The following is a 20,068-nucleotide window of genomic DNA, read 5'->3' as shown; positions in this document are numbered from 1 at the left end:
CCGAGTTTTATTTAAAGCTTCAATAATGGTAGATAAGCCTGATGTCAATATGAACGTCAACATTAATCTACTATGAGAAAAAAACTTATCAAACTTACAAACGGTTGTTCTAGAACCGAAATTTTCATTTCCCCAAAGGAATACTTAGAATTTACAAAATCAAACTTCAAGACCAAATGGTTCATCGAGTGTCGATTTCATGACCCAAAACACAAGGATAAATATCCAAATGGATTTCCATATCGTAGAAGGTTTTCAAGCAGTAATTTGGACATTCTAAAATTAACTGCTAAAATATATGTTGAAGAGATGGAGGATTTACTTGATAATAAAAAGTATAATCCTATTACTGAAACTTATATGACTGAACGAGTTGTTAAGATTCACCCATATATACCATTTGTTGAAGCTCTCAGGAGCGCTCATAAAAAATTAAAATCGGATTGGTCGCCAAATCATGCAAAAGAGGTTAATAGGTGCATTGATCATATTGAAAAGATAAAATATGAATTAGAATTTGACAAGCTATTAATTAGTGACATTAAAACATGGCATATTAAAACTATTCTTGATGGACTTGAGTTGACGAATAGTGTTTATAATCACTCTATAAGTTATTTAATGGCATTGTTTAAAGAGCTTACACAATATGGGTGTGCAACTGATAATCCAGTGAACAGTATTACGCGAAAAGTAGAGGAAATTAAAATAAGAGAAGTAATTACAAAAGAAGACTTGCGGTTTGTTTTAAAATTTCTTCAGGATAAGCATTATACATTCTATCAATATGCTCAAATATTTTTTTATGCAGCAGGTAGATCAACTGAATTAATGAGTGTCCAAAAAAAGCATGTTGATATAAAAAAACAGGAATATAAAGTATTGATAAAGAAAAAGAAACAATATACCTGGGTTAAAAAAGTAATTATTCGTTCTTCAATTCCTTTTTGGAAAGAAGTTTTATCAGAATGTCAAGACGATGATGATTATCTATTTTCAGAAGGATTAGTACCTGGAGAGAAGTCTATAAGCCCAAAACAGATTTCGCGACGCTGGAAAAGACATGTAAAAGATACCAATGATATAAAAGATGATGAGGGGAATATTTTGAAAGTGACAGCAGATTTTTATACTTTAAAACACTTATTTCTGGATATTCTCGATGAAATAAATTCTAGCAGGGTGCTAAATATTCAAGAGCTTCAAAACGTAGCTCAAAGAATGGCGAATCACGACTCAGACGACACTACAAGTATTTATACAACAGGCAGGACTGGACGGAAAAATAACGATCTAAAAAACTTAATTATCACATAAATAAAAGCCCCGGTTGGGGCTTTTATTTTTTATGAGGAGATTCAAAGTTTTTGCTAATCCTAAGTAGTAGAGATGTATTTATCATATTCATTTCATAATAGAGAATACCTTTTTTGAATACTATATAATACATGTAGTCAGATAAATCATTAGCTTCTCTTAATAAAGAAACAATTGTTTCAAACTTTAAATTGGTTTTATAAATGCCATCTTCGGGGCTGCTAATCATGGAATCAATTTTAACAAAACTAGGGTCAACGTTTAAAACCTTACATATATTATACCATGATTCTTTATTTTCAAACTGTTTCTTTGATAAAAATACTATTTCATCTATTCCTGCAGAGTCATCTTTTTCATAGACAATCAAATTAAAAGTATTATAGTCGTAAACTCTCTTTTCTAAACCAAAGTTTGTTTCTCTATCTACACTTGATTTACCAATCTTTAATTCAAAGTCAGTAAAAGAAGAATCAATTCCTAAAGATATTTTATTGAATTCTTCTATCGTCTGACTTTTAAATAAATTTGCAAAACCCAAAAGTATTAAAATTAATATTTTCATTTTACCAATCTTTACTTGATTCGTGTGGTTTGTTCATTGATGATTTAAGATCAGAAATTATTAATTTAATTCTTTCATTTGTCTTATCTTTTATGTCTTGCCACGTCCTTTCCTTAAGAAAACATCTTTGGATTTATCTGGCTTGTTATCTATAGTTAGTAACCCGTAATTAATCGCGCTGTTGCGTCTGCAGTTGGTGCCTTCATGAATTAAGGAGTGAATATCCGAAAAACGGACAAAGAAATTATTGACGAAATAAATAAAGGAAATAACCTGCCACCATCAAGCTCAGAAAACTACGTTTCCGATGTTCCGGAACAATTCAAATCTTACATGGAACAAAACAGAGATAAAATGGACGGATGGAAAACTAAACCATCTTTTATGGTGGATAATAAGAGATTTATTTAGTGCTAGTTAATCAGTTCTGTTTCTAATATATAGTTTGAATGAAGAACTATTGCCTAAGCAGATCATTTCTTTATCACCTATGATATAACCAACATTAATAATTATTGTTCCATTTCTGATTGCTTGAAAAATAGTATATGGATTTTCTTCGTTTCTATAGTGATCCGAAACCACGCTTTTATCCCAAGTATAATCATCCATATTTGATAATTGTGCTATGTATTCCGCTTTGTCTTTTAAATTTTGTAGCCCTGTGACGGAAATTGGAAAATTCATGTAATAATATTCCCCGTTTTTTATCCAAGAATAGAATAGATCTTTCGTAATATCGGCTTCCTGGAAAACTTCCATAGCGTCATAGTTGTCTATTATTTCTATTTGGGCTTTAAAGCTGAAAGGAATAAACAGGAAACTGAAAATTATAATAGTTTTCATGATGCTGGTTTTTAGGCTGTTAGTTTATACTAAGGTACAAAGTAAACTCAAAATATAATCAATAATTTTTTTCATACTTTTCCGTAACTTTACTGGATGATCTCCAGCCAAGAACGAAAACTATATGATGAATTAACGGAATTTTGCAATTTCAGTCCTTTGCCTGATCAGTTACTTGAAATGGTTGAACATTGTAATCTGACTGGTGAAATTCATGATGAATTCCCATTTATCTGTTATCATTTCCATTCGTATTCTTACACTAAAAGACAGTATGAAAGTCTTTGTGAATTCCATGTTAAGTTATTGGACCAAGTCCAGTATCATAAAATATTATCAGACAACGTGGCGAACACTCTTATTGTACTCCGTGAGCCGTGAGCGCATTCAGGCCAGTCAGAATATGAATCTAAAAACATTGCTTACTGGAAAGAGATCGTAGAAAACACTCCTGAGGTTAGATTTAGATCAGAATTTATTAAATATACTAAGTAAACTATTAATCAATATTATTAAACATGGGAAATGTAGCTACAACTGTAGTTGACCAAATAAATATTTTAAAATCAAGAGGATTAATTATTAAAGATGAACCTAAAGCAGAAGAGACTCTTCTTGATATAGGATATTATCGTCTTGGATTTTATTGGCATTATTATCAATTAAATCCTAAAAAAAAGACACATGATTTTAAACCGGGAATTGAATTTGAAGATATAGTAAAGCTTTATTATTTTGATTTCGATTTGAAATATTTATTATCTAAATATTTATATCGCATTGAAGTCCATTTTAGAACTCAATTGGTTTATTTAGCTTCGAATAAATACAGCCGTAACAATAAATGGTATAGAAATAGAAAATATGTGAAAAGTTGGATGTTTCGTAAATTTGATAGTAAGTATCAAAATATGATGATTGATATTCCAACTCTTAAAAATCATCACTTATATGATCCCTCTATTCCTGCTCCAGCTTGGAAAACTTTTGAATTCTTGACTTTTGGTTCAGTTTTTATGTTTTACCAAAATTTACGTGATGTAAATTTGAAAAACGATATTGCAAAAGTGTATGGATTATCAGATTACAAATACTTGGAGAACTATTTGGAAGCCCTTATAAAGTTGAGAAATATTTGTTCACATAATGGAACTCTTTATGACTTTAATCAACCAACAGGTATTTTTAAAATGAAAGGGCAAAAATATGCTTTTAAAAATAGAGATGCTACTTGTTTGAATTCATCATTTTTGCTAGTTCTTTTTATTCTAGAGAAAATATCTAAAAGTAGGGAGATTGAACTAACAACGAAAATTAAAGATTTAATGGATGAAGCTTCTAAAAATAGTAAGCTTGCTGAAATTATAAAAAATGAAATTAAATTTGCGTTGTAAAATATTTGTGATTATATTTGCAAAAGAAACATAGTGCCCCGCTATACATTAGAGTTATATGCCGAGCACTTTAAAATAAATACAAATTTGGACCTAGTACATATTATGTGCTAGGTTTTTTGTTTTTAATGTGAATTATGTTGTAGAATTTACAATTAAAAATATATTTGTGATATTTTCCTAAACTATTTTATTGCATGCTTTCATAAGTATAATAAATTCATTATATTAGAGATAATGAGCACTATAGCTCTAGAAATAAAATGAAGCAGATAGTATTTGATTACATTTTAAAAGTAATCAACCAAAGTGAGTGTAGGGGAATTTCTTATGAAGAAATTAATGAAAAATTTGCTATAGATAGGGAAGATTTCATGGAGATGGTTAAAGGTGAATCCTTGAGTTATAGATTACGGTATAAAATTACCAAAGACTGTATATTCTTAACTAAAATTAACTAGATACTAGCCTTCTCTTTGAGAGGGCTTTTTGTTACATTTGCTAAAAACTAACAATAAATGAAAAATGGTAATTGGGTATTTTGGATTTTTGGAATTAGCTCTGTTATTTTTATGGGTATTACATTATACTTTAACTACAAGTATGCAGTAAAATTAGGAATTGAAAGACAGGGTTTATTTGGTGATATGTTTGGAGCATCCAACGCATTATTTACCGGACTTTCATTTGTGGGTGTTATTATAGCAATACTTCTTCAACGACAAGAACTAAAACTTCAGCGTAATGAATTAGAATTGACTCGAAATGAAATGAAGCAAACACGTGATGAATTTGTTACACAAAACTTTACAATGAAATTGCAACAGTTCGAAAATACATTCTTTCAACTGCTTAATTTATTTCACAATAGATTAAATGATATGTCTGCATTTAATTATTCAAATGAAATAAGAGGAAAAGATGTTTTCAATTACATTAATAATCAGCACTTAAATAATTTAAGAGAGGAATTAAAAATTATATTGGGAATAGATCATACGAGGCTAGATAATTACGAAAATGAAATTAATAATGAATATGCAACACTTGATATTAACACATGGATTAATATATATAATGCAACAAATAAAAGGTTTAAAAATGTTTTAAATCCTTATTTTTTAAGTCTTTATTCTCTACTACGATTGATTGATAATTCTGAAGTTTTAGAGAAAAGCCTTTACAGTGAAATAATTAAGTCACACTTATCCAACGAGGAATTGAATATTATATTTTATGAATGCATGAGTGGATATGCTAACAAAGAGTTTGTTAAACTCGTAATAAAATATAACTTAATTGAACATCTTAACGAAGACTATTTGTATAATGATAATTTTAAAATGGTTTTTCATTATTTAACTACTAACAAAACAGCCCCTTAATTGGGGCTTTGTTTTAATTTAATATTTCGAGCTGTTCGGCAGAAAACACTCCTTCTTTAAGTTCTAGATCATCAAACCAAGAACAAACCCAATAAGGACCGCCCTGTCCTTTTACTGTCATTTTAGGTCCTCCTGATTTTAATTTTACAACATCTCCTTTTTTAATCATGTTTATTGATTTATGGTTAATAAAAATAAATACAAATGTAACTCATTTATTTAATGGTTATTTACGGTTATCCGTAATATAGTATTCTCCCTTTTTTGTAATTAAATACTTTAAAATTCCAGGTTTATTTGGAAATTTTATTGTTCCTTTAAATTGTATGAATCCTTTATCTTGTAATACAGAAAGAAGAGATCCTACTTCAACCGGATCTTTCTCTTTAAAATCACTTTCTTTTACAACATATTCTAATGCTGAATCATAAAGGTTTGTTTCGTTGCAGTTTGCTGATTCAATATCAATATTCATAAAGAATAATTCTGCGTGTTTTTCGTAGTCTATTTGCACCATACATTAGTTTTTAAAAATTAACTCTTTTCCTTTAAGTGCGAAGAAAAGGTTTTGGAGCTGGTGGACGTAATTTACAATGCCAATCTCTATATCATCGCCAGATTCATTAGACATGTAAATAATATTCTTATTGAATTGGCCTAGGTAAATAAGTAAATTATCTTTCCTAAAAGAAATTTCATTATTTACTGAGAATCCAAATTTCAGCAGCCATTCATCAGTTAAAGGAATAGGATCATACAATTTATCGTCATCAAAGCAATATTTAATAACGGATCAACTTACTATAATTGGTTTTTCATTAAATGGGAATTTAATTAAGTTCCCTATTCTCAATTCTTTTGCTTCCATAATCAATTCAAATTTATAATATAATATTGGATAGTTAATTTGTCCAGAAGTTTTGTATTGCGTTTAATATAATAACAACCAATCACATTTAGTATTGGTAATACTTTTTTGTATTCATCCATTGCTTTCTGCCCCATAGCAATTATCTTTTCACGATCAGCTTTTGAAATAAAGAAATTCCGCTTCATTAATTCATTAGTTATAATGTTATGTTTATTCATCGGGAGAAATCAAGTTCATTATTAACCATAAAGAAATGTAGATTCTGCAATTGATGCACATATTCAAGCGAGGTGATTTGAATAGCATAATGATCGATAGACGGATATTGTGTTATCCATGTATTGTTTTCTCGATCAATAAGTATATAGAGTGAGTCTGTAAGTCTTAGGTATTTATACCAACTATTTGAGCATTTTTCAAACCCCAATTTATCTAACCAATCATTTGTTAATTCTACAGGCTTATAATACTCTATAGCTTCGTAAAGCTCATCAACTGTTATTAAATCAACCCCACGAGTTCTCAGCAGGGAAGTACCCGCTCCACCAGTAAGAATAGAAAGAAAAATTTCGCAGGCAGTAATACAATCAAGGTGATAGCTGGTGTACTATGTCTCCTCATGAACCTTATGCTTTATCAATTCAAAAATCAAAAACAGTGATTACAATATCAACTAAAAAAAAGAGAAAAGAAGATATACTACATCCCATGTTTAAAAGTTCAGGGAGGTATTGAAAAGGGGCATGAGTCAAACTACAAATCAGTTCTCCTACAAAGCCTGGAACGCAACCGTTTTATAATATCTGAATAAATAATCATAAACAATCATTTCAAAGAGGCGTTGGTTGGAGATAAACATCCTGTTGATATTCATATGAAAAATACTTTGAAAGAATGTTTGTGGTGAGGATTCTGAAGACTCATTTTCATGATGGTTGAGGATCGTTTGTAATACAGAAGCACTTTCATTGATGGTGGAAATTATGGTATTTCTTTCCTCAGAAAATTCTTCAGATTGGATAAAATCTAATAATTGGGGATTAAATTCCCGATATTTCTTATCCAGCTGACTGTTAAGTTTTTTATCGGCATTAAATTCCTTTTTAAATACTTCATTGAAATCTTTTATCCAGTTCAGTTTTTCCTGAATCGGAAGATTGAGCTGATTTAGGAGTTCATCAATATAAAAAAGACTGATCATGAGTTTCTCCTCATCGGTATAATGCAGGCATTGTAATGTAAACTCACTGTTGTTCCAGAATAAGGTTTCGGCTTCTTCTATCGTATTGCTGCCATATCTTTCAATTTCCCGGTTATAAATGTCGATAAGGATATTTGAAATTTCTCCACTGTTCGTATATTCAGTGAGGGGAGTATTGACCTTTTGGAGAACGTCAGTATAGTTTTCTGTTTGCGTAAGCTTAAACCTAAGCCTGAGATGAGGATTTGGATCACTATAACGGATAAAAAACCATTGTGAAATTAAATTATTTTCTTTGAAGTAGGCCACTAGCGGTTCAATAGACTCCTCCAAAATAATGTCTGCAGTCTTTATTCCTGTATATATTTTAAAATACAGCCATTCACTTCCCGGAACAAACTTTCTTTTTACCATCATCCCTTATCTTGCATATTTTACCTTTGCTCTTAACTCTTAACTCTTAACTCTTAACTCTTGGTTCTTGCCCCTCAACCTCTCTATACATTGAAAAAATAAACTGGTGCATAAAGTCAGTATTTTCGTTATACAGGAACTCCTCAATGACGATTGATTTTAACTTTTTTACGGTATCAATAAAAACGTTCACCAGATCATAGTTATCCAGATTAATAGTGAGTTTATTATCAAACTGGACCCACTGAATCCACGATGGGATTTGTCTTTTATTTCTCCAGGATTGTATACCGGATAATAACTGTTCTTTATTCCCTGCTTCATAGCTGCTCAATATTGAAAACTGAGTAAGCTCTTTTTCTGTAATTTTCCACCAGGCTTTTGAAAGAATTAAATTTTTATATTCCACTCTTGGTAAAAACTGATAGATGTTTTGTAAATCTCGCCAGTTAAAATTAATGAACGGTCTGATATTTTGACGATTAAGATCACATAAGAAATGATACACCGGCAACGGATTGGCGGAATAATTATGTGAGTTGGTCAGGTAAGGTTTAATCTCTTTGTCCAGTTTTTTAGAACGTAAAACAATTCTATTATTTTTTAGGGAAATGTATAAATCATCAATACTTATCTGATTTTCTTCCGGCAGAATGGATTGTGCCAGAAAAGGGATCTCATAAGTGCGCAGCGTAGGTCTTCTGATAACATTTCCTATTCTTGCTTCAGGAAGATGGATAATTTCCGCCGAAATATAACCGGTATTAAGTTCCTGTTCTTTTTGTGCAATGCATTTTGTTAAATTTTGGACCTCAGATTTCTCAGAACAAAATCTTGCCAGAATATTGGCTGCACTGCCTCCGCCTCCGCTGCTTAGAGAAAGCTTTTCCTCATTATTTTCAGAGATAATTTCCGAGACAAAAGAAATAGTATCCGGCAGATCATTCCAGTTTTCCTCAAATTCTTCAAAATCCTTTTCATACAGCTTTATTTTGTACTGATTGTCGATTAAGGCTTCCTGCACTTTTTCATTGAGAATTTGCTGGATAGGATCCAGTTCAATTCTTAGGGTTGATTGATGATGAGATGATGAATAATCCAGGGTTTCAATATAAGGATGCAGCCCTTTGGTAGGAATATCTTGTCTGTAGCCAATTCCTATTTCTGTATCCAATACATAAGCCAGTGGCATTTCCTGCTTTTCAAACCTTTCGTGAAATGCTTTTTTAAACCTCTCCAGGTGGTTATCCTTTTGAGGAAGTGTAATTTTATTTAAAAAGCTTACCGCTTCTTTTAATTCTTTTTTCCAGTACGGAGGTAAAATGAATTTTTCTTTGAAATAAAGATCAGTTTGAAACAGGTATTTCTGATCATATTCTGTATTGAATAATGTAATTAAATCCTCAATTTCAGCATATAAAGAAACAGGATTTCCAATAGTGGTATCTATGGTGTCCAGTTTGGTTTTTATAGAAGTCAGGATTTCAGATTCATTGCTGATTCCTGTTTTTTGTAAAGATTCGATGATAATATCTAAGAAGTCTTTTCCGGATACATTAGGTTCCAGTTCACTTACGAGAACTTGATTGTCTATTAATTCATTGATGAATTCGGTAGCTTCTTCCCGGGTGATCTCTTCATCAATCAGGAGAGCTGAAAGCTGCTGTATGGTTTTCCCTTTTTTTGAAAAATCTAAGATGTTTTGTAATTCTTCAGAAAGCGGAGCTGATGAGATGATATATTCTCTTTGCCCTTGGGTATATTGGTATTCAACGTAGCGGATTCTATTCCTGACCGTATAAATACTGTTATTAGGATAAAATAATAATTTATTTCTTATCTCAGGAGTTTTTACCAAATGATTGGATAGACCAACCAGAAAGTGCATATCCAGTTGAGTTTCCCTCACAAGATGCTCATGGGTAAATTTCTCTTTCCCGAAAAATGGATTTGGAGCTGTCCCAAATTTTCCTACTCCCACTTCAGTAAACAAACCAAAAGGAATAGACCGGGTGCTCATACGGCTGTAATATTTTAGAAAACTGTTTTCCAGTTTCTGATTTTCTTTCTTCGATCCATGGAGACTGAGATTGAGCCAGTCATTCAGTTTTTTGTGGAGATAAGGAGATGCCAAATAAATAGCTTCCTGAAAAACAGGATCTGCATATATGGACTTCAGTGCCGTTTTTTGAATTTCATCATTACCTGTCATTTCATGGAATTGCTTCCGTGAAAACAGGGGAGTACGAAAAACATACTCATCAAAAAAATGGTAAGGAAAACGAGACATCTATTTCTTATTATCTTTTTGAGGCTGGTAATCGGGATGTCCCAATTGCCAGAATGCAAATGCAAAGATATCTGACAGATTAGAATACCGTTGGGCTACCGGAATATTTGCCCCATGGCCACCTTCATAATCGATATTCAATAAAACAGGTCTTTTTGAAGTACTGCTCGCTAATAGTTTCGATGCGAATTTTGTAGATTGCCACGGTGAAACTCTTGGATCATTAATTCCGGCACAAAGTAAAACAGCAGGATATTTTTTCCCCTTTTTAATATGTTCATAAGAGTCCATTTCTAATAATCCTTTAAACTCAGCCGGATCACTCGGATTTCCATATTCTTTGATGCTGGTTGCCTGAATCCCATTGTTCTCGAAACGGATTGTATTTAATACCCCGGATTCTATAATTGCAGCCTTGAATAGCTCTGGCCTTTCGGTCATTGCTCTTCCTATTGCAATACCTCCCGCACTGGCTCCCCAGATCGCGATTTTTTCCGGTGACGTGAACTTCTGATCAATAAGATATTCTGCACTGGCAATTAGATCCTTCCAGGTATTAGGTTTTTTATCTTTCTGTCCGTCAGTATGCCATTGTGCTCCTTTTTCTCCACCTCCTCTTACATGGGGAATAGCCACAATACCTCCCTGGTTGACCCATAGTAGATAACTCTTAGCGAAAAATGGTATTGAAGATTCTCCAAAGGCCCCATAGCAATCCATAAGTACTGGATTTTTACCGTTTTTCTTAGTGTTTTTATTATAAATTAAGGATAAAGGAACTTCTGTTCCATCGTAAGATTGTATAGAAACTTCTTCTACAGTAATATCTTTAAATTCCGGGAAATCAATGTTTGGGACAAGATTTTCCTGGGTGAAAGTGTTGGTAGATAAAGTATATCTAAAACGCTCTTCTTCATTGGCCCATCCCGAACAACTGATCCATATATCAGAAAAGTTCTTTCCTTTTGATTGTAAATCTATGCTGCCGGAAACATAAGGTAGTTTGATGGGAATATCTTTCCCGTTTTGATATAAATATAATTTAGCTTCCACACCGTTTTTGGCAGTCACATAATAGATCCCGTCTTTTGTTATGGTGTATTGCTTTATAACTTCATCTTTTTTTTCAGGAACCAGTATTTCAGGATTTTTAAAATCTCTGGTGGTCATATTGGTTTTGCATAACTTATAATTGGATGAGTTATATCCTGATAAAAAATAAATGTCATTTCCTGACAACCTTATGGAAAACGCTTTGCTTTCCTTATCATACAAAGGTTTCCAGTTATTTTTCCCCTCTAATAGTTCTTTCTTTTCAATAAAAAAAGTTTTTCTGAAGTTCTCCGCATCTACCAATATTCCGATGTAGTGTTGATCTTCAGGGTTGAAAGCCAGAATGGCAGGATAATCTGTGTTGCTTATTTTCAGATCAGGATTATGGGTACTTGAAAAAACATCATTAAGCTTTTTAGGATCTTCTCCTATTCTATAAAGCATAGCGCGGGTGTTTTTCCTGAACTCTTTAGCCTGCAGATCTACAACCGGATAATAGGTATAGAAAAAACCACTGTTGTCATCAAGCCATTTTATACCTCCGATAGAGGCAGGATTGGTATTAATGATGGTTTGTGGATAAATACTTTTTTTATCCACATCCATCACAATAACTTCAGATAATTCTTTCCCTCCCTGGGTTAAAGAAATGGCCACTTTACTTCCATCCCCACTGGGACTTACAAGATTGATTATAAAATTGCCGGTTTTGGGAGTATCTGTTGTTTTCTTGGAGGATACAAAATTGGCAGGGTCGTAAAGTAAATTTTCTTTCCCGTTAAATCCATTTCTGTAATAAACCTTAGCGGTTTTTTCTCCAACATTTCTTTTTAAATAAAAATATTTATCATTTTCAGTTACTTTTAAATCATATAAGGAATATCCTTCTCTCTTATCAAACTCTAACCTTTTATTTAAATAATAATTTCTATTAGGAATAGAGCTTAATACTGAAGCCGTGAAATCCGACTGGGACTTCATCCAGTTAATTACTTTAGGATCCTGTAAATTTTCTAAATTCCTGTATTCATCTATTATTTTGGTGCCAAAATAATGATCCGTAGCAGGAACAGAAGGAGCCAGATTACTTAATTGTGCTTTGAAAGATGCTGTTAAAAGAATAGAAGTGAGAAATATTTTATACTGCATAAGAAATTATTTAGTAAGAACAGGTGGTGGTATCCCCAGGCTATCATCAATGATGCTTCCATCATCGCCATTTACACAACCATCAATGTATTGCATGTGCTTGCCGCCGCCACCGCCGCCGTGTACCTTGTTGAGATTGTCAATTTTTGCCATCTGTAATTTTTTTAAAGATAGTTTCTTTTTTGTTTCGTTCTTATTTTTCATTTTAAAATGTTTTAAGTAGCTGTTTACAAATAAAGCTATTTTTTCTCTATCTTGGGAAAAAGTATGCATAAATTCATGAATTTATAATTTTTATGCTTATTTTAATTAACTGATATGTAGTGTTTTATGATGAATTTTTTAAATTTTTATAAGACTCTCGTTTTTAAATAATATTTTTGTAAAAAATGAGATGCAGATGTTGAAAATAAAGCTGCTTTTATTGTTAAGTGTAGTGTGTAATCTATTGTATGCACAGAAACGTAATGTAGAAAATATTCAGAAGAGTGTTTTAAAAGAGTATACCTATCAGGAATTGGAGAAAAAATTCTATGAAACTAAACCTGAAGATGTAAAAAGTAAAAGAGATATCGCAAAATACTATCTCCAAAAAGCGAAAGAAGAAAAAGATGAAGTTCAGATTGCGGAGGCGTATGTCATGCTCCACGTTGATGAATCTTTACCCAATGCATTAAAGTATCTGGACAGTTTACAGACTATTACCAAAAATTCCAAAGAAATTTATTATCCCGCCCGGACCTATTTATTAAGAGGGAATTTATATTTTAAATCTGACAATCTTCAGGCCGCATTGAATAATTATGTACTGGGTCTGAAGTATGCGAAAGAGAAGGGATATAAAAGACAGATTGCGATGGCTGAGATCAGTATTGCCTATTTGAAGAATTATATTGGAAAGCATGCCGAAACAGCTAAAACTCTTAGATATTATTTGTATAATGCTGATTATATGAATGAGAGTGAGCATACTATTCTTAAACTAAATTTAGCAGATGCTTATATAGAAATCAATAAAATGGATTCTGCATATATATTGATCCAGGATGGATTACTGGCTGCTAAGAAAAGCAAAAACGTATATGCTTACCATCAGAATTTGGGATTATTGGGCTATTATAATTTAAAATTAAAAAAATATAATGTAGCTATTGAAAATTTACAGAAGTGTAAAAACTTCTTTTTCACGGCAAGTTATCCAAGCAAAAGAAATCAAAATTATACTCTTTTAAATTTAGGAAAGGCTTATGCGGGATTACAGGAAAGTGATAAAGCCATAGAGAATTTTGCTAAAATAGATTCTATGGTGCTCAAAACAAATTATGTTTTTCCTGAGCTCAGAGAAGTATATACTTACCTTATTGATTACTATAAAGAGAAAAAAGATAAAGAAAAACAGCTTTATTATGTTGAAAGATTTTTAGATATCGATAAAGTATTGGATACCCGTTTCAGGTATATATCGAGAGAGTTACCGAGAAGGTATGACACTCCTAATCTGTTACAGGAAAAAGAGAGCATTACCAAAGAGCTCAAACAACGAAAGATATTCCTTTATATAGTGCTGGGAGCCTTACTAATAGTTCTTTTATTGTTTATAAATTTTTATTTTAAATATAAAAACGCTGAAAAAAAATACCGAAAAATTGCTCAGGACTTAATTCAGTCTGTTAATGAAAATAAGAAGGAACCAGAGGTTGAAATACAAAAAGAAGAAGTAGTACCGGATATTGTCTTACCTCAAAATATAGAAAACACAGAAGATAAAGCAACGAAAACGATTTCGGAAGATATAACGCAAAGTATTTTGAAGGAGCTTGATGCTTTTGAAAATAAAGAACAGTTTTTAAACAGGGGAATTACATTGGGAACTCTGGCGAAAAAAGTAAAAACAAATTCTAAATATTTGTCAGAAGTAATCAATACCCATAAAGGGAAAAACTTTGCAGCTTATCTCAATGATCTTCGTATTGACTATGCGATCAGCAGATTGGCGAGGGATAGAAGATTCCGGTCTTATAAAATACCTTTTATTGCAGAAGAATTAGGATACAATAATGAGCAGGCTTTCACACTGGCTTTCAAAAAAAGAACGGGAACTCCTCTTTCCATCTACTTGAAGGAAATTGAAAAGACAGTAAGCGCAGCGAACGATAATCCGGAAGTATTATAAGGTATGGATGTAACTGGCATGTACTTGTTCAATTGTACGGCTATGCAATATTTCCTATAAATACAGTAGACCACGGTCTAGAGTTTACAGAGTACACTTTTCCGGGGAATATATATTGAAGAACTAACCCAAAGAAATAAGCACTTACAGAATAATGTGAGTGCTTTGTTATTTGCTTTTTATGTAAGCATCCAACCAATAGGGCAGTTTTCTGTTTCTTTCTATGAAATTATTTCATTAAAAATCAAAGGGTTATTGTTTTATATATACAAAAAAGTGTAAATTAGAGTATCATGTTGTGATTACAGAATCACTTTTGAAAAAACTAAAAACTAAAATAAAACCGATGAAAACTCTTATAATAATGATCATGTTGGGAGTTTCTCTTCCCAGCCTTGCCCAAACCGACACTATATCCAATAAGCAGCTAAAGAAAATGTATTATGATCATATAGGCTTTCTTATTGGAAAGAAATCAGATATCCTAAAAGACAATACCATTTCGAATTATGATCTAAAGAATGTAATTGCTTTAAAGCAAAACGAATACGAATTCATTTCTCAGATTAAAGATACGGTAGAAAGAAAACGGATCATGGCTGAAGAAACAAAAGAATTATCAATGCTGAAAGCTAATTATATTAACAAGGCATATGTTTCCGGATATATTAAAGGCACGGTAAATGATTTTGAGATCTACAATGCCAATTTAGATTCGTTAAAGAGCATAAAAGGTTTGGAACCATGTCCTAAATGTGCGATTTCCCGTAAAGTTAAATTTATTGTTTTAAAATCAGAAAATAATAAAATAGATACGTTGAAATGTGCTGTTTTGAAATATACGAAAGTGGGATTCCAAAATAGAAAGCTTAGTGAAACAGAGTTTAATTCTTTTCCCTGTGATGATGTTAGAGAATTGTCATTAAGTGGTTCGTATGGAAAGAATATCATTGAAATATTTTTTGAAGAAAAGAAATACCGCAAAGAATTTATTCTGACGGCCGGGAGATCGGCCAATGATATTTGTATACTTCCTATTGTACTGGACAAAAAATACCTGATTTATGACAACTGAATTTAAAACTACATTAGAAAATATTGTCCAGTTTGCGGCAGTATTACTCCAGATCATTGGACTTTTTGTTTTAAAACCTGGTATATTTAATTATCAGGGAGAAACTGAGTTGTTTGCCGGTGGAAATATCTACAACTTCATTCTGATCTTTATTTCAATCATTTTTTTATTTCTGGGGTATACCTACTCAAAAGGGATATTTGCCCGAAACTGGTTTATAATGTTTATTGTATTCGGTATTCTTTTTATCGGGAGTTTCTTTTATTATAATCATCTGATAGAAAAAAAGACAGTCATCTTTTCTTCAGATGGGGTAGAGGCTTCCAGATTTGTAAAAGGGGATCAATTTGCTGTTGCGATAAGAGGTTGTGCCGAATCGATCAGAAAAAAGAATCCTGATATCCCGGATCTTGAGATTATTAAGAGTTGTGAAAATATTACTGATGTCACTCAGTTATATAAAATATGGCCTGAAAAGGAAATTAAAAAGAATATGCAGGTTTTAAATATTGGATATTGCATTTTGATTTCCCTTGCAAGTATTGCCTTAATATGCGGATTGCAAGCCCTTAAATGTAAAAATATGAAAAATGAATAGCCATGAAACTTTTCTGTATTCTTTTTTTACTATTCTGTGAGAATTTTGTGTTCGGACAGATAGACCCCGGTAAAATTAGAAAACCCAACGTAAAAGATGATTTTGAAATGTTGGTATTTCAGGAAAATGCTAAACTGAACGAAACGCTGTACAAAACAGATATCTGGATAAGTGATATCAGCGGCATTCAATATGATTACGATTATGGAGTTATTATCAACAAAAATGAAATTCTGGAAAAAATTAAAAATTTCGATCATGTTGACAAAAGATTTCTAATACGTCTGATTATTGCTCATGAAAAAATGCATGCAAAACAGTATTTTAAATGGGGAAAAGAAACCTTTAAACGATACTCTTCGCTTGTTTCTAAGGAACAGCTCTTAGTAGATGAGACCCAGGCCGATCTAGTGGCGGGTTACAATGCTATGGATGTAAACAATTATAAGGATATTGAAATTTTTTTCAATATTGTGAGAAAAGTTTCAATAAATGGATTTGACAGTATATCTGAATTCACTGAAAAAGACATAAATTTTGATCAGCAGTTAAAAAATAATGAAATAAATGCACTGAAACTTTTTTTTTCATTAGGGGAAAATGGAAATTATCTGGCAAGGGGTGCTAATTCCTACCAAAGGACAATTGCCATTGAAATGGGAATGAAGGCAGCTTATATTAACCGATTAGTTACTTATTTAAAAAACCATGGACCTCTTTCTGATATAGAAAAAGAATCCTATGATCAGGTCATTTCTAAATTGCGAAACGATATCGATTTTGCCTATGTAGAATCAAAAAAATTGGATTATTTTTATGATAGTTGGAGTTTTTGGACTGCCCGTAAAATTTTAAATTTTTCCAAAGAACTTAATAAATATATCCATTTTAAACTTATTGAGTCTTCTGAAGATGTTAAGAATCATAAAGTTAATTATAAAACGAGTATAACCAATTCCAATACAAAAGATTCCATTTTAGTTAATTATTCAGTCTTATTTAAATCTAAGCCTAAAGACTATGTGAGTTTTATAATTTTTGGTGCGGTAAACTCGATGGTAAGATTAAAACCGGGAGAAACAAAGCTTATATCAGAATCATTGGACATAGGTATGATAGAAATATTTCAGGAGGTAAAAGAGGAATTTCAGAATCAGATTGTTTTTCCCGGACAGATAGGTTCTTTGTATTATACTGCACTATTGAATACTAAAAATTCTAAAGAATATTATGTCGACAGGAAGGAAAATGAAGTAACAGACTGCTACAAATGTGACCAGTCTGTTGAAGACCTGATAGCCAATCTTGCAGTGATTCATGACAGAATTGAGAATGGAGAGCCGGAAGACTTTATCAATGGTATAGGCTTTCAGTATGCAGATCAGGATTATATTTCTTATGGTGTGTTTTTGAGGGGAAGGCCCTTCGAAATGCTGGTGTATCCTGCAAAATCTATTTTTAAAATTACGCTCTATTCGGATGCTGATATAAGTGTAGTGAAGAAGTACCTGCAGAACATAATTAAGGAGATTGACCATAATGAAGATCTAAAATATACTTCTACTGTTGATGATCGTAAAAATCCATTGATTATCATAAAAAATACCTCGAATCTTCAGATAGGCTCATTGGAAATTGTATTTGATAAAATGGTTAATGAATTTCAGATCCAATTAAAACTGACAAAATCTTAAATAATCCTATTTTCAATTATAGGTGTGGAAAAATAATGTTCGAGATAATATCGTTTCCGGAAACAGGTAAAATTCGAATTAAACAAATGTTTAAAGAAGCATAAAGAATAATTAAAATTAAGTTAACAGCCTTCTTGATCAGATAACGTTGTTTTGCAGAAAAAATAATGATGGAAAACAACAACCCGATTAACAGAAGGAGATTTCTTAAAAATTCACTACTGGCAGCAGGAGGGATTTTTATTGCTCCTTTAATTGAAAGCTGTACAGATAATGATTTTAATGATGCTAATGAAAATGCTCCCTCTGACCTTAAAAATGCAGGTTTTGAATCCGGGGTAGCGAGTTTCGATCCTACAGCAGGGGGAATTATTATCTGGACGAGATACTCTACAGGTATTGATGCTGAAATTACCTGGGAGATAAGTAAAAACAGCAATTTCTCAGAAGTATTGAGAAGAGGCAAGGCAGCAGCTACATCTGTTAATGATTTTACCGTAGCTGTTGATGTACAGAATATTCCATCAAATACTAAATTCTACTATAGATTTTATAATATTACCACCAAAGAAGCCTCTGTTGTTGGAGAGACCCTTACATTACCCTCAAAAACAGATACCGTAAACGAAGTGAGAATGGCTGTGGTTTCCTGTTCTAACTTTCCTGCAGGGCTTTTTAATGTATATGGTGCTATTGCCCAATCTGAAGCCGATGTAGTGGTACACCTTGGAGATTATATCTATGAATACGCTCCGGGACAATATGGAACAAACCCTTATACCAACCAACTTGGCAGAGCCCATAAACCAGCTAAGGAAATCCTTAGTCTTAATGATTACAGGGAAAGATACAGACAGTACAGAGGAGATAAAAACCTTCAGCTTCTTCACCAGAAAAAACCTTTTATCTGCGTATGGGATGATCATGAATTTGCGAATGATACCTACAAATCCGGAGCGGAAAATCATCAGCCTAATGAAGGAGATTTCCAGGCCAGAAAGATGGCTGCCTTCCAGGCTTATAGTGAATATATCCCTTTGAAAACAGGAAAAGATCTGAAGATCTACAGAAGTTTTCAGTTCGGTAATATTGTTTCCCTTCACATGATGGATACAAGGGTGATTGCAAGAGATAAACAAATGGAATATTCAGATTATCTGGATAACGCCGGAAACTTTAATCAGGCACAGTTTACAGCAGATTTTTTGAGCACCAACAGAAAACTGATCGGAAGCGAGCAGATGTCATGGCTGAGCTCTCAGATCAATGGGAGCAATGCAAAATGGCAGGTCTTGGGACAGCAGATCCTTATGACAAAAATGATGGTCCCTGCTGAACTCCTGATGTTGCTTAATCAGATTCTTGCAGAAATAAAACAGCACGGAAGTGCACAGCCGGCTACCATGCTGGCACTTCAGACGACCATTACCCAATTGATTGTTCTGAAAACAAGATACAAACAACAGGATCCAACCCTTACCCCACAGGAAATTGCAAGAATTACGACAACATTACCTTATAACTTAGATGCCTGGGATGGTTATTTTATGGAAAGGGAACACTTATATTCTCTTCTTGCCGGGAAAAAAGTAGTGGTACTGGCAGGGGATACTCATAATGCATGGCTGGGAACACTGAAAGATGTTCAGGGAAATCACATCGGGACAGAGCTTGCCTGCAGTTCCGTATCTTCTCCGGGACTTGAAGGATATCTGGGAATTTCATCCGACCCTACGAAAGCTATAGAATTGGCTCAGGCATTTTCAATGTTGATCGACGATTTGGATTATGCCAACCTTTATAAAAGAGGATATCTGCATGTGAAATTTACTTCCGGAAGTTCTCTGGCAGAATGGAGATTTGTAGACAATATAATTTCCGATACTTATAATACCGTTACAGAAAAAACATATACAATCGTATAATTTTAATCATAGTTTTTAGTAGAACAAATCTTATTTTCAATTTTGTATTAAGAGCTGCAGCACGCTACTGTGGCTCTTTTATATTAATATTTTTTTGTATCTTGAACAGATGCAAGAG

At 32.5% G+C, this 20,068-nt stretch carries 17 protein-coding genes; 9 read left to right on the top strand and 8 right to left on the bottom strand.

What is annotated here, in order from left to right; genetic code table 11:
* Positions 1 to 72: 72 nt before the first annotated feature.
* Positions 73 to 1,317, top strand: coding sequence for a tyrosine-type recombinase/integrase (locus B8967_RS16540; protein WP_084086797.1), 1,245 nt, complete (start codon positions 73 to 75; stop codon positions 1,315 to 1,317).
* A 22-nt stretch (positions 1,318 to 1,339) separates the two neighbouring features.
* On the opposite strand, the gene B8967_RS16535 is transcribed toward B8967_RS16540, so the two are convergent.
* Positions 1,340 to 1,882, bottom strand: a complete 543-nt coding sequence (locus tag B8967_RS16535) for a hypothetical protein (protein ID WP_084086796.1) — start codon at positions 1,880 to 1,882, stop codon at positions 1,340 to 1,342.
* 216 nt (positions 1,883 to 2,098) lie between these two features.
* Between B8967_RS16535 and B8967_RS16530 the strand changes: the two genes are divergently transcribed.
* On the top strand, positions 2,099 to 2,293 hold the full coding sequence (locus B8967_RS16530; protein ID WP_179140076.1) for a hypothetical protein: 195 nt from the start codon (positions 2,099 to 2,101) through the stop codon (positions 2,291 to 2,293).
* Between the two features lie 6 nt (positions 2,294 to 2,299).
* Here B8967_RS16530 and B8967_RS16525 read toward each other — a convergent pair whose 3' ends face one another.
* Complete coding sequence (locus tag B8967_RS16525) at positions 2,300 to 2,728, bottom strand: hypothetical protein (RefSeq protein ID WP_084086795.1); 429 nt, start codon at positions 2,726 to 2,728, stop codon at positions 2,300 to 2,302.
* Positions 2,729 to 3,246: 518 nt separating this feature from the next.
* On the opposite strand from B8967_RS16525, the gene B8967_RS16515 reads away from it, so the two are divergent.
* Together B8967_RS16515 and B8967_RS16505 are read left to right on the top strand one after the other, a co-directional pair.
* On the top strand, positions 3,247 to 4,122 hold the full coding sequence (locus tag B8967_RS16515; protein ID WP_084086793.1) for an Abi family protein: 876 nt from the start codon (positions 3,247 to 3,249) through the stop codon (positions 4,120 to 4,122).
* A gap of 518 nt (positions 4,123 to 4,640) precedes the next feature.
* Positions 4,641 to 5,507 carry a putative phage abortive infection protein gene (locus B8967_RS16505; RefSeq protein WP_084086791.1) on the top strand — a complete coding sequence of 289 codons (867 nt, stop codon included), beginning with the start codon at positions 4,641 to 4,643 and terminating at the stop codon, positions 5,505 to 5,507.
* Positions 5,508 to 5,520: 13 nt separating this feature from the next.
* Here B8967_RS16505 and B8967_RS16500 read toward each other — a convergent pair whose 3' ends face one another.
* The 6 genes from B8967_RS16500 to B8967_RS16465 form a co-directional block, all read right to left on the bottom strand.
* Positions 5,521 to 5,676 (bottom strand): YodC family protein, encoded by a 156-nt coding sequence (locus tag B8967_RS16500; RefSeq protein ID WP_084086790.1) that lies wholly within the window; start codon positions 5,674 to 5,676, stop codon positions 5,521 to 5,523.
* 57 nt (positions 5,677 to 5,733) lie between these two features.
* Positions 5,734 to 5,982, bottom strand: coding sequence for a hypothetical protein (locus tag B8967_RS16495; RefSeq protein WP_143330536.1), 249 nt, complete (start codon positions 5,980 to 5,982; stop codon positions 5,734 to 5,736).
* Positions 5,983 to 7,147: 1,165 nt separating this feature from the next.
* Complete coding sequence (locus B8967_RS16480) at positions 7,148 to 7,996, bottom strand: thiopeptide-type bacteriocin biosynthesis protein (RefSeq protein WP_084086786.1); 849 nt, start codon at positions 7,994 to 7,996, stop codon at positions 7,148 to 7,150.
* Positions 7,997 to 8,039: 43 nt separating this feature from the next.
* On the bottom strand, positions 8,040 to 10,283 hold the full coding sequence (locus B8967_RS16475) for a lantibiotic dehydratase family protein (RefSeq protein ID WP_084086785.1): 2,244 nt from the start codon (positions 10,281 to 10,283) through the stop codon (positions 8,040 to 8,042).
* Positions 10,284 to 12,485: a prolyl oligopeptidase family serine peptidase gene (locus B8967_RS16470; RefSeq protein ID WP_084086784.1), complete on the bottom strand. Its 2,202-nt coding sequence runs from the start codon at positions 12,483 to 12,485 to the stop codon at positions 10,284 to 10,286.
* Between the two features lie 6 nt (positions 12,486 to 12,491).
* Positions 12,492 to 12,689: a hypothetical protein gene (locus B8967_RS16465; RefSeq protein ID WP_084086783.1), complete on the bottom strand. Its 198-nt coding sequence runs from the start codon at positions 12,687 to 12,689 to the stop codon at positions 12,492 to 12,494.
* A 196-nt stretch (positions 12,690 to 12,885) separates the two neighbouring features.
* Here B8967_RS16465 and B8967_RS16460 point away from each other — a divergent pair, with 196 nt between their 5' ends.
* The 5 genes from B8967_RS16460 to B8967_RS16440 all read left to right on the top strand — a co-directional run bounded on the left by B8967_RS16460 (position 12,886) and on the right by B8967_RS16440 (position 19,950).
* Positions 12,886 to 14,658, top strand: a complete 1,773-nt coding sequence (locus tag B8967_RS16460; RefSeq protein WP_179140075.1) for a helix-turn-helix domain-containing protein — start codon at positions 12,886 to 12,888, stop codon at positions 14,656 to 14,658.
* Between the two features lie 346 nt (positions 14,659 to 15,004).
* Positions 15,005 to 15,733: a hypothetical protein gene (locus tag B8967_RS16455; RefSeq protein WP_084086781.1), complete on the top strand. Its 729-nt coding sequence runs from the start codon at positions 15,005 to 15,007 to the stop codon at positions 15,731 to 15,733.
* The gene (locus B8967_RS16450; protein ID WP_084086780.1) at positions 15,723 to 16,331 is read left to right on the top strand and encodes a hypothetical protein; all 609 of its coding nucleotides are present in this window, start codon (positions 15,723 to 15,725) and stop codon (positions 16,329 to 16,331) included. Before B8967_RS16455 ends, B8967_RS16450 begins: the two co-directional genes overlap by 11 nt.
* 2 nt (positions 16,332 to 16,333) lie before the next feature.
* Positions 16,334 to 18,025, top strand: coding sequence for a HEPN domain-containing protein (locus B8967_RS16445; RefSeq protein ID WP_143330535.1), 1,692 nt, complete (start codon positions 16,334 to 16,336; stop codon positions 18,023 to 18,025).
* Positions 18,026 to 18,192: 167 nt separating this feature from the next.
* Positions 18,193 to 19,950, top strand: a complete 1,758-nt coding sequence (locus B8967_RS16440; RefSeq protein ID WP_084086778.1) for an alkaline phosphatase D family protein — start codon at positions 18,193 to 18,195, stop codon at positions 19,948 to 19,950.
* Positions 19,951 to 20,068 lie beyond the last annotated feature (118 nt).

Origin of the sequence: Chryseobacterium sp. YR221 (genome assembly GCF_900176315.1) — a bacterium.
GTDB lineage: Bacteria > Bacteroidota > Bacteroidia > Flavobacteriales > Weeksellaceae > Chryseobacterium > Chryseobacterium rhizosphaerae.
Note: the sequence above shows the minus strand (reverse complement) of the source record. Positions and strands in the feature narration are given on the sequence as shown.

Coding starts and splice junctions, on each gene's coding strand:
- B8967_RS16500 (WP_084086790.1), bottom strand. CDS start 5,676: ATGATTAAAAAAGGAGATGTTGTAAAATTAAAATCAGGAGGACCTAAA.
- B8967_RS16525 (WP_084086795.1), bottom strand. CDS start 2,728: ATGAAAACTATTATAATTTTCAGTTTCCTGTTTATTCCTTTCAGCTTT.
- B8967_RS16475 (WP_084086785.1), bottom strand. CDS start 10,283: ATGTCTCGTTTTCCTTACCATTTTTTTGATGAGTATGTTTTTCGTACT.
- B8967_RS16440 (WP_084086778.1), top strand. CDS start 18,193: ATGATGGAAAACAACAACCCGATTAACAGAAGGAGATTTCTTAAAAAT.
- B8967_RS16535 (WP_084086796.1), bottom strand. CDS start 1,882: ATGAAAATATTAATTTTAATACTTTTGGGTTTTGCAAATTTATTTAAA.
- B8967_RS16480 (WP_084086786.1), bottom strand. CDS start 7,996: ATGATGGTAAAAAGAAAGTTTGTTCCGGGAAGTGAATGGCTGTATTTT.
- B8967_RS16495 (WP_143330536.1), bottom strand. CDS start 5,982: ATGAATATTGATATTGAATCAGCAAACTGCAACGAAACAAACCTTTAT.
- B8967_RS16470 (WP_084086784.1), bottom strand. CDS start 12,485: ATGCAGTATAAAATATTTCTCACTTCTATTCTTTTAACAGCATCTTTC.
- B8967_RS16540 (WP_084086797.1), top strand. CDS start 73: ATGAGAAAAAAACTTATCAAACTTACAAACGGTTGTTCTAGAACCGAA.
- B8967_RS16515 (WP_084086793.1), top strand. CDS start 3,247: ATGGGAAATGTAGCTACAACTGTAGTTGACCAAATAAATATTTTAAAA.
- B8967_RS16455 (WP_084086781.1), top strand. CDS start 15,005: ATGAAAACTCTTATAATAATGATCATGTTGGGAGTTTCTCTTCCCAGC.
- B8967_RS16465 (WP_084086783.1), bottom strand. CDS start 12,689: ATGAAAAATAAGAACGAAACAAAAAAGAAACTATCTTTAAAAAAATTA.
- B8967_RS16460 (WP_179140075.1), top strand. CDS start 12,886: ATGTTGAAAATAAAGCTGCTTTTATTGTTAAGTGTAGTGTGTAATCTA.
- B8967_RS16505 (WP_084086791.1), top strand. CDS start 4,641: ATGAAAAATGGTAATTGGGTATTTTGGATTTTTGGAATTAGCTCTGTT.
- B8967_RS16445 (WP_143330535.1), top strand. CDS start 16,334: ATGAAACTTTTCTGTATTCTTTTTTTACTATTCTGTGAGAATTTTGTG.
- B8967_RS16450 (WP_084086780.1), top strand. CDS start 15,723: ATGACAACTGAATTTAAAACTACATTAGAAAATATTGTCCAGTTTGCG.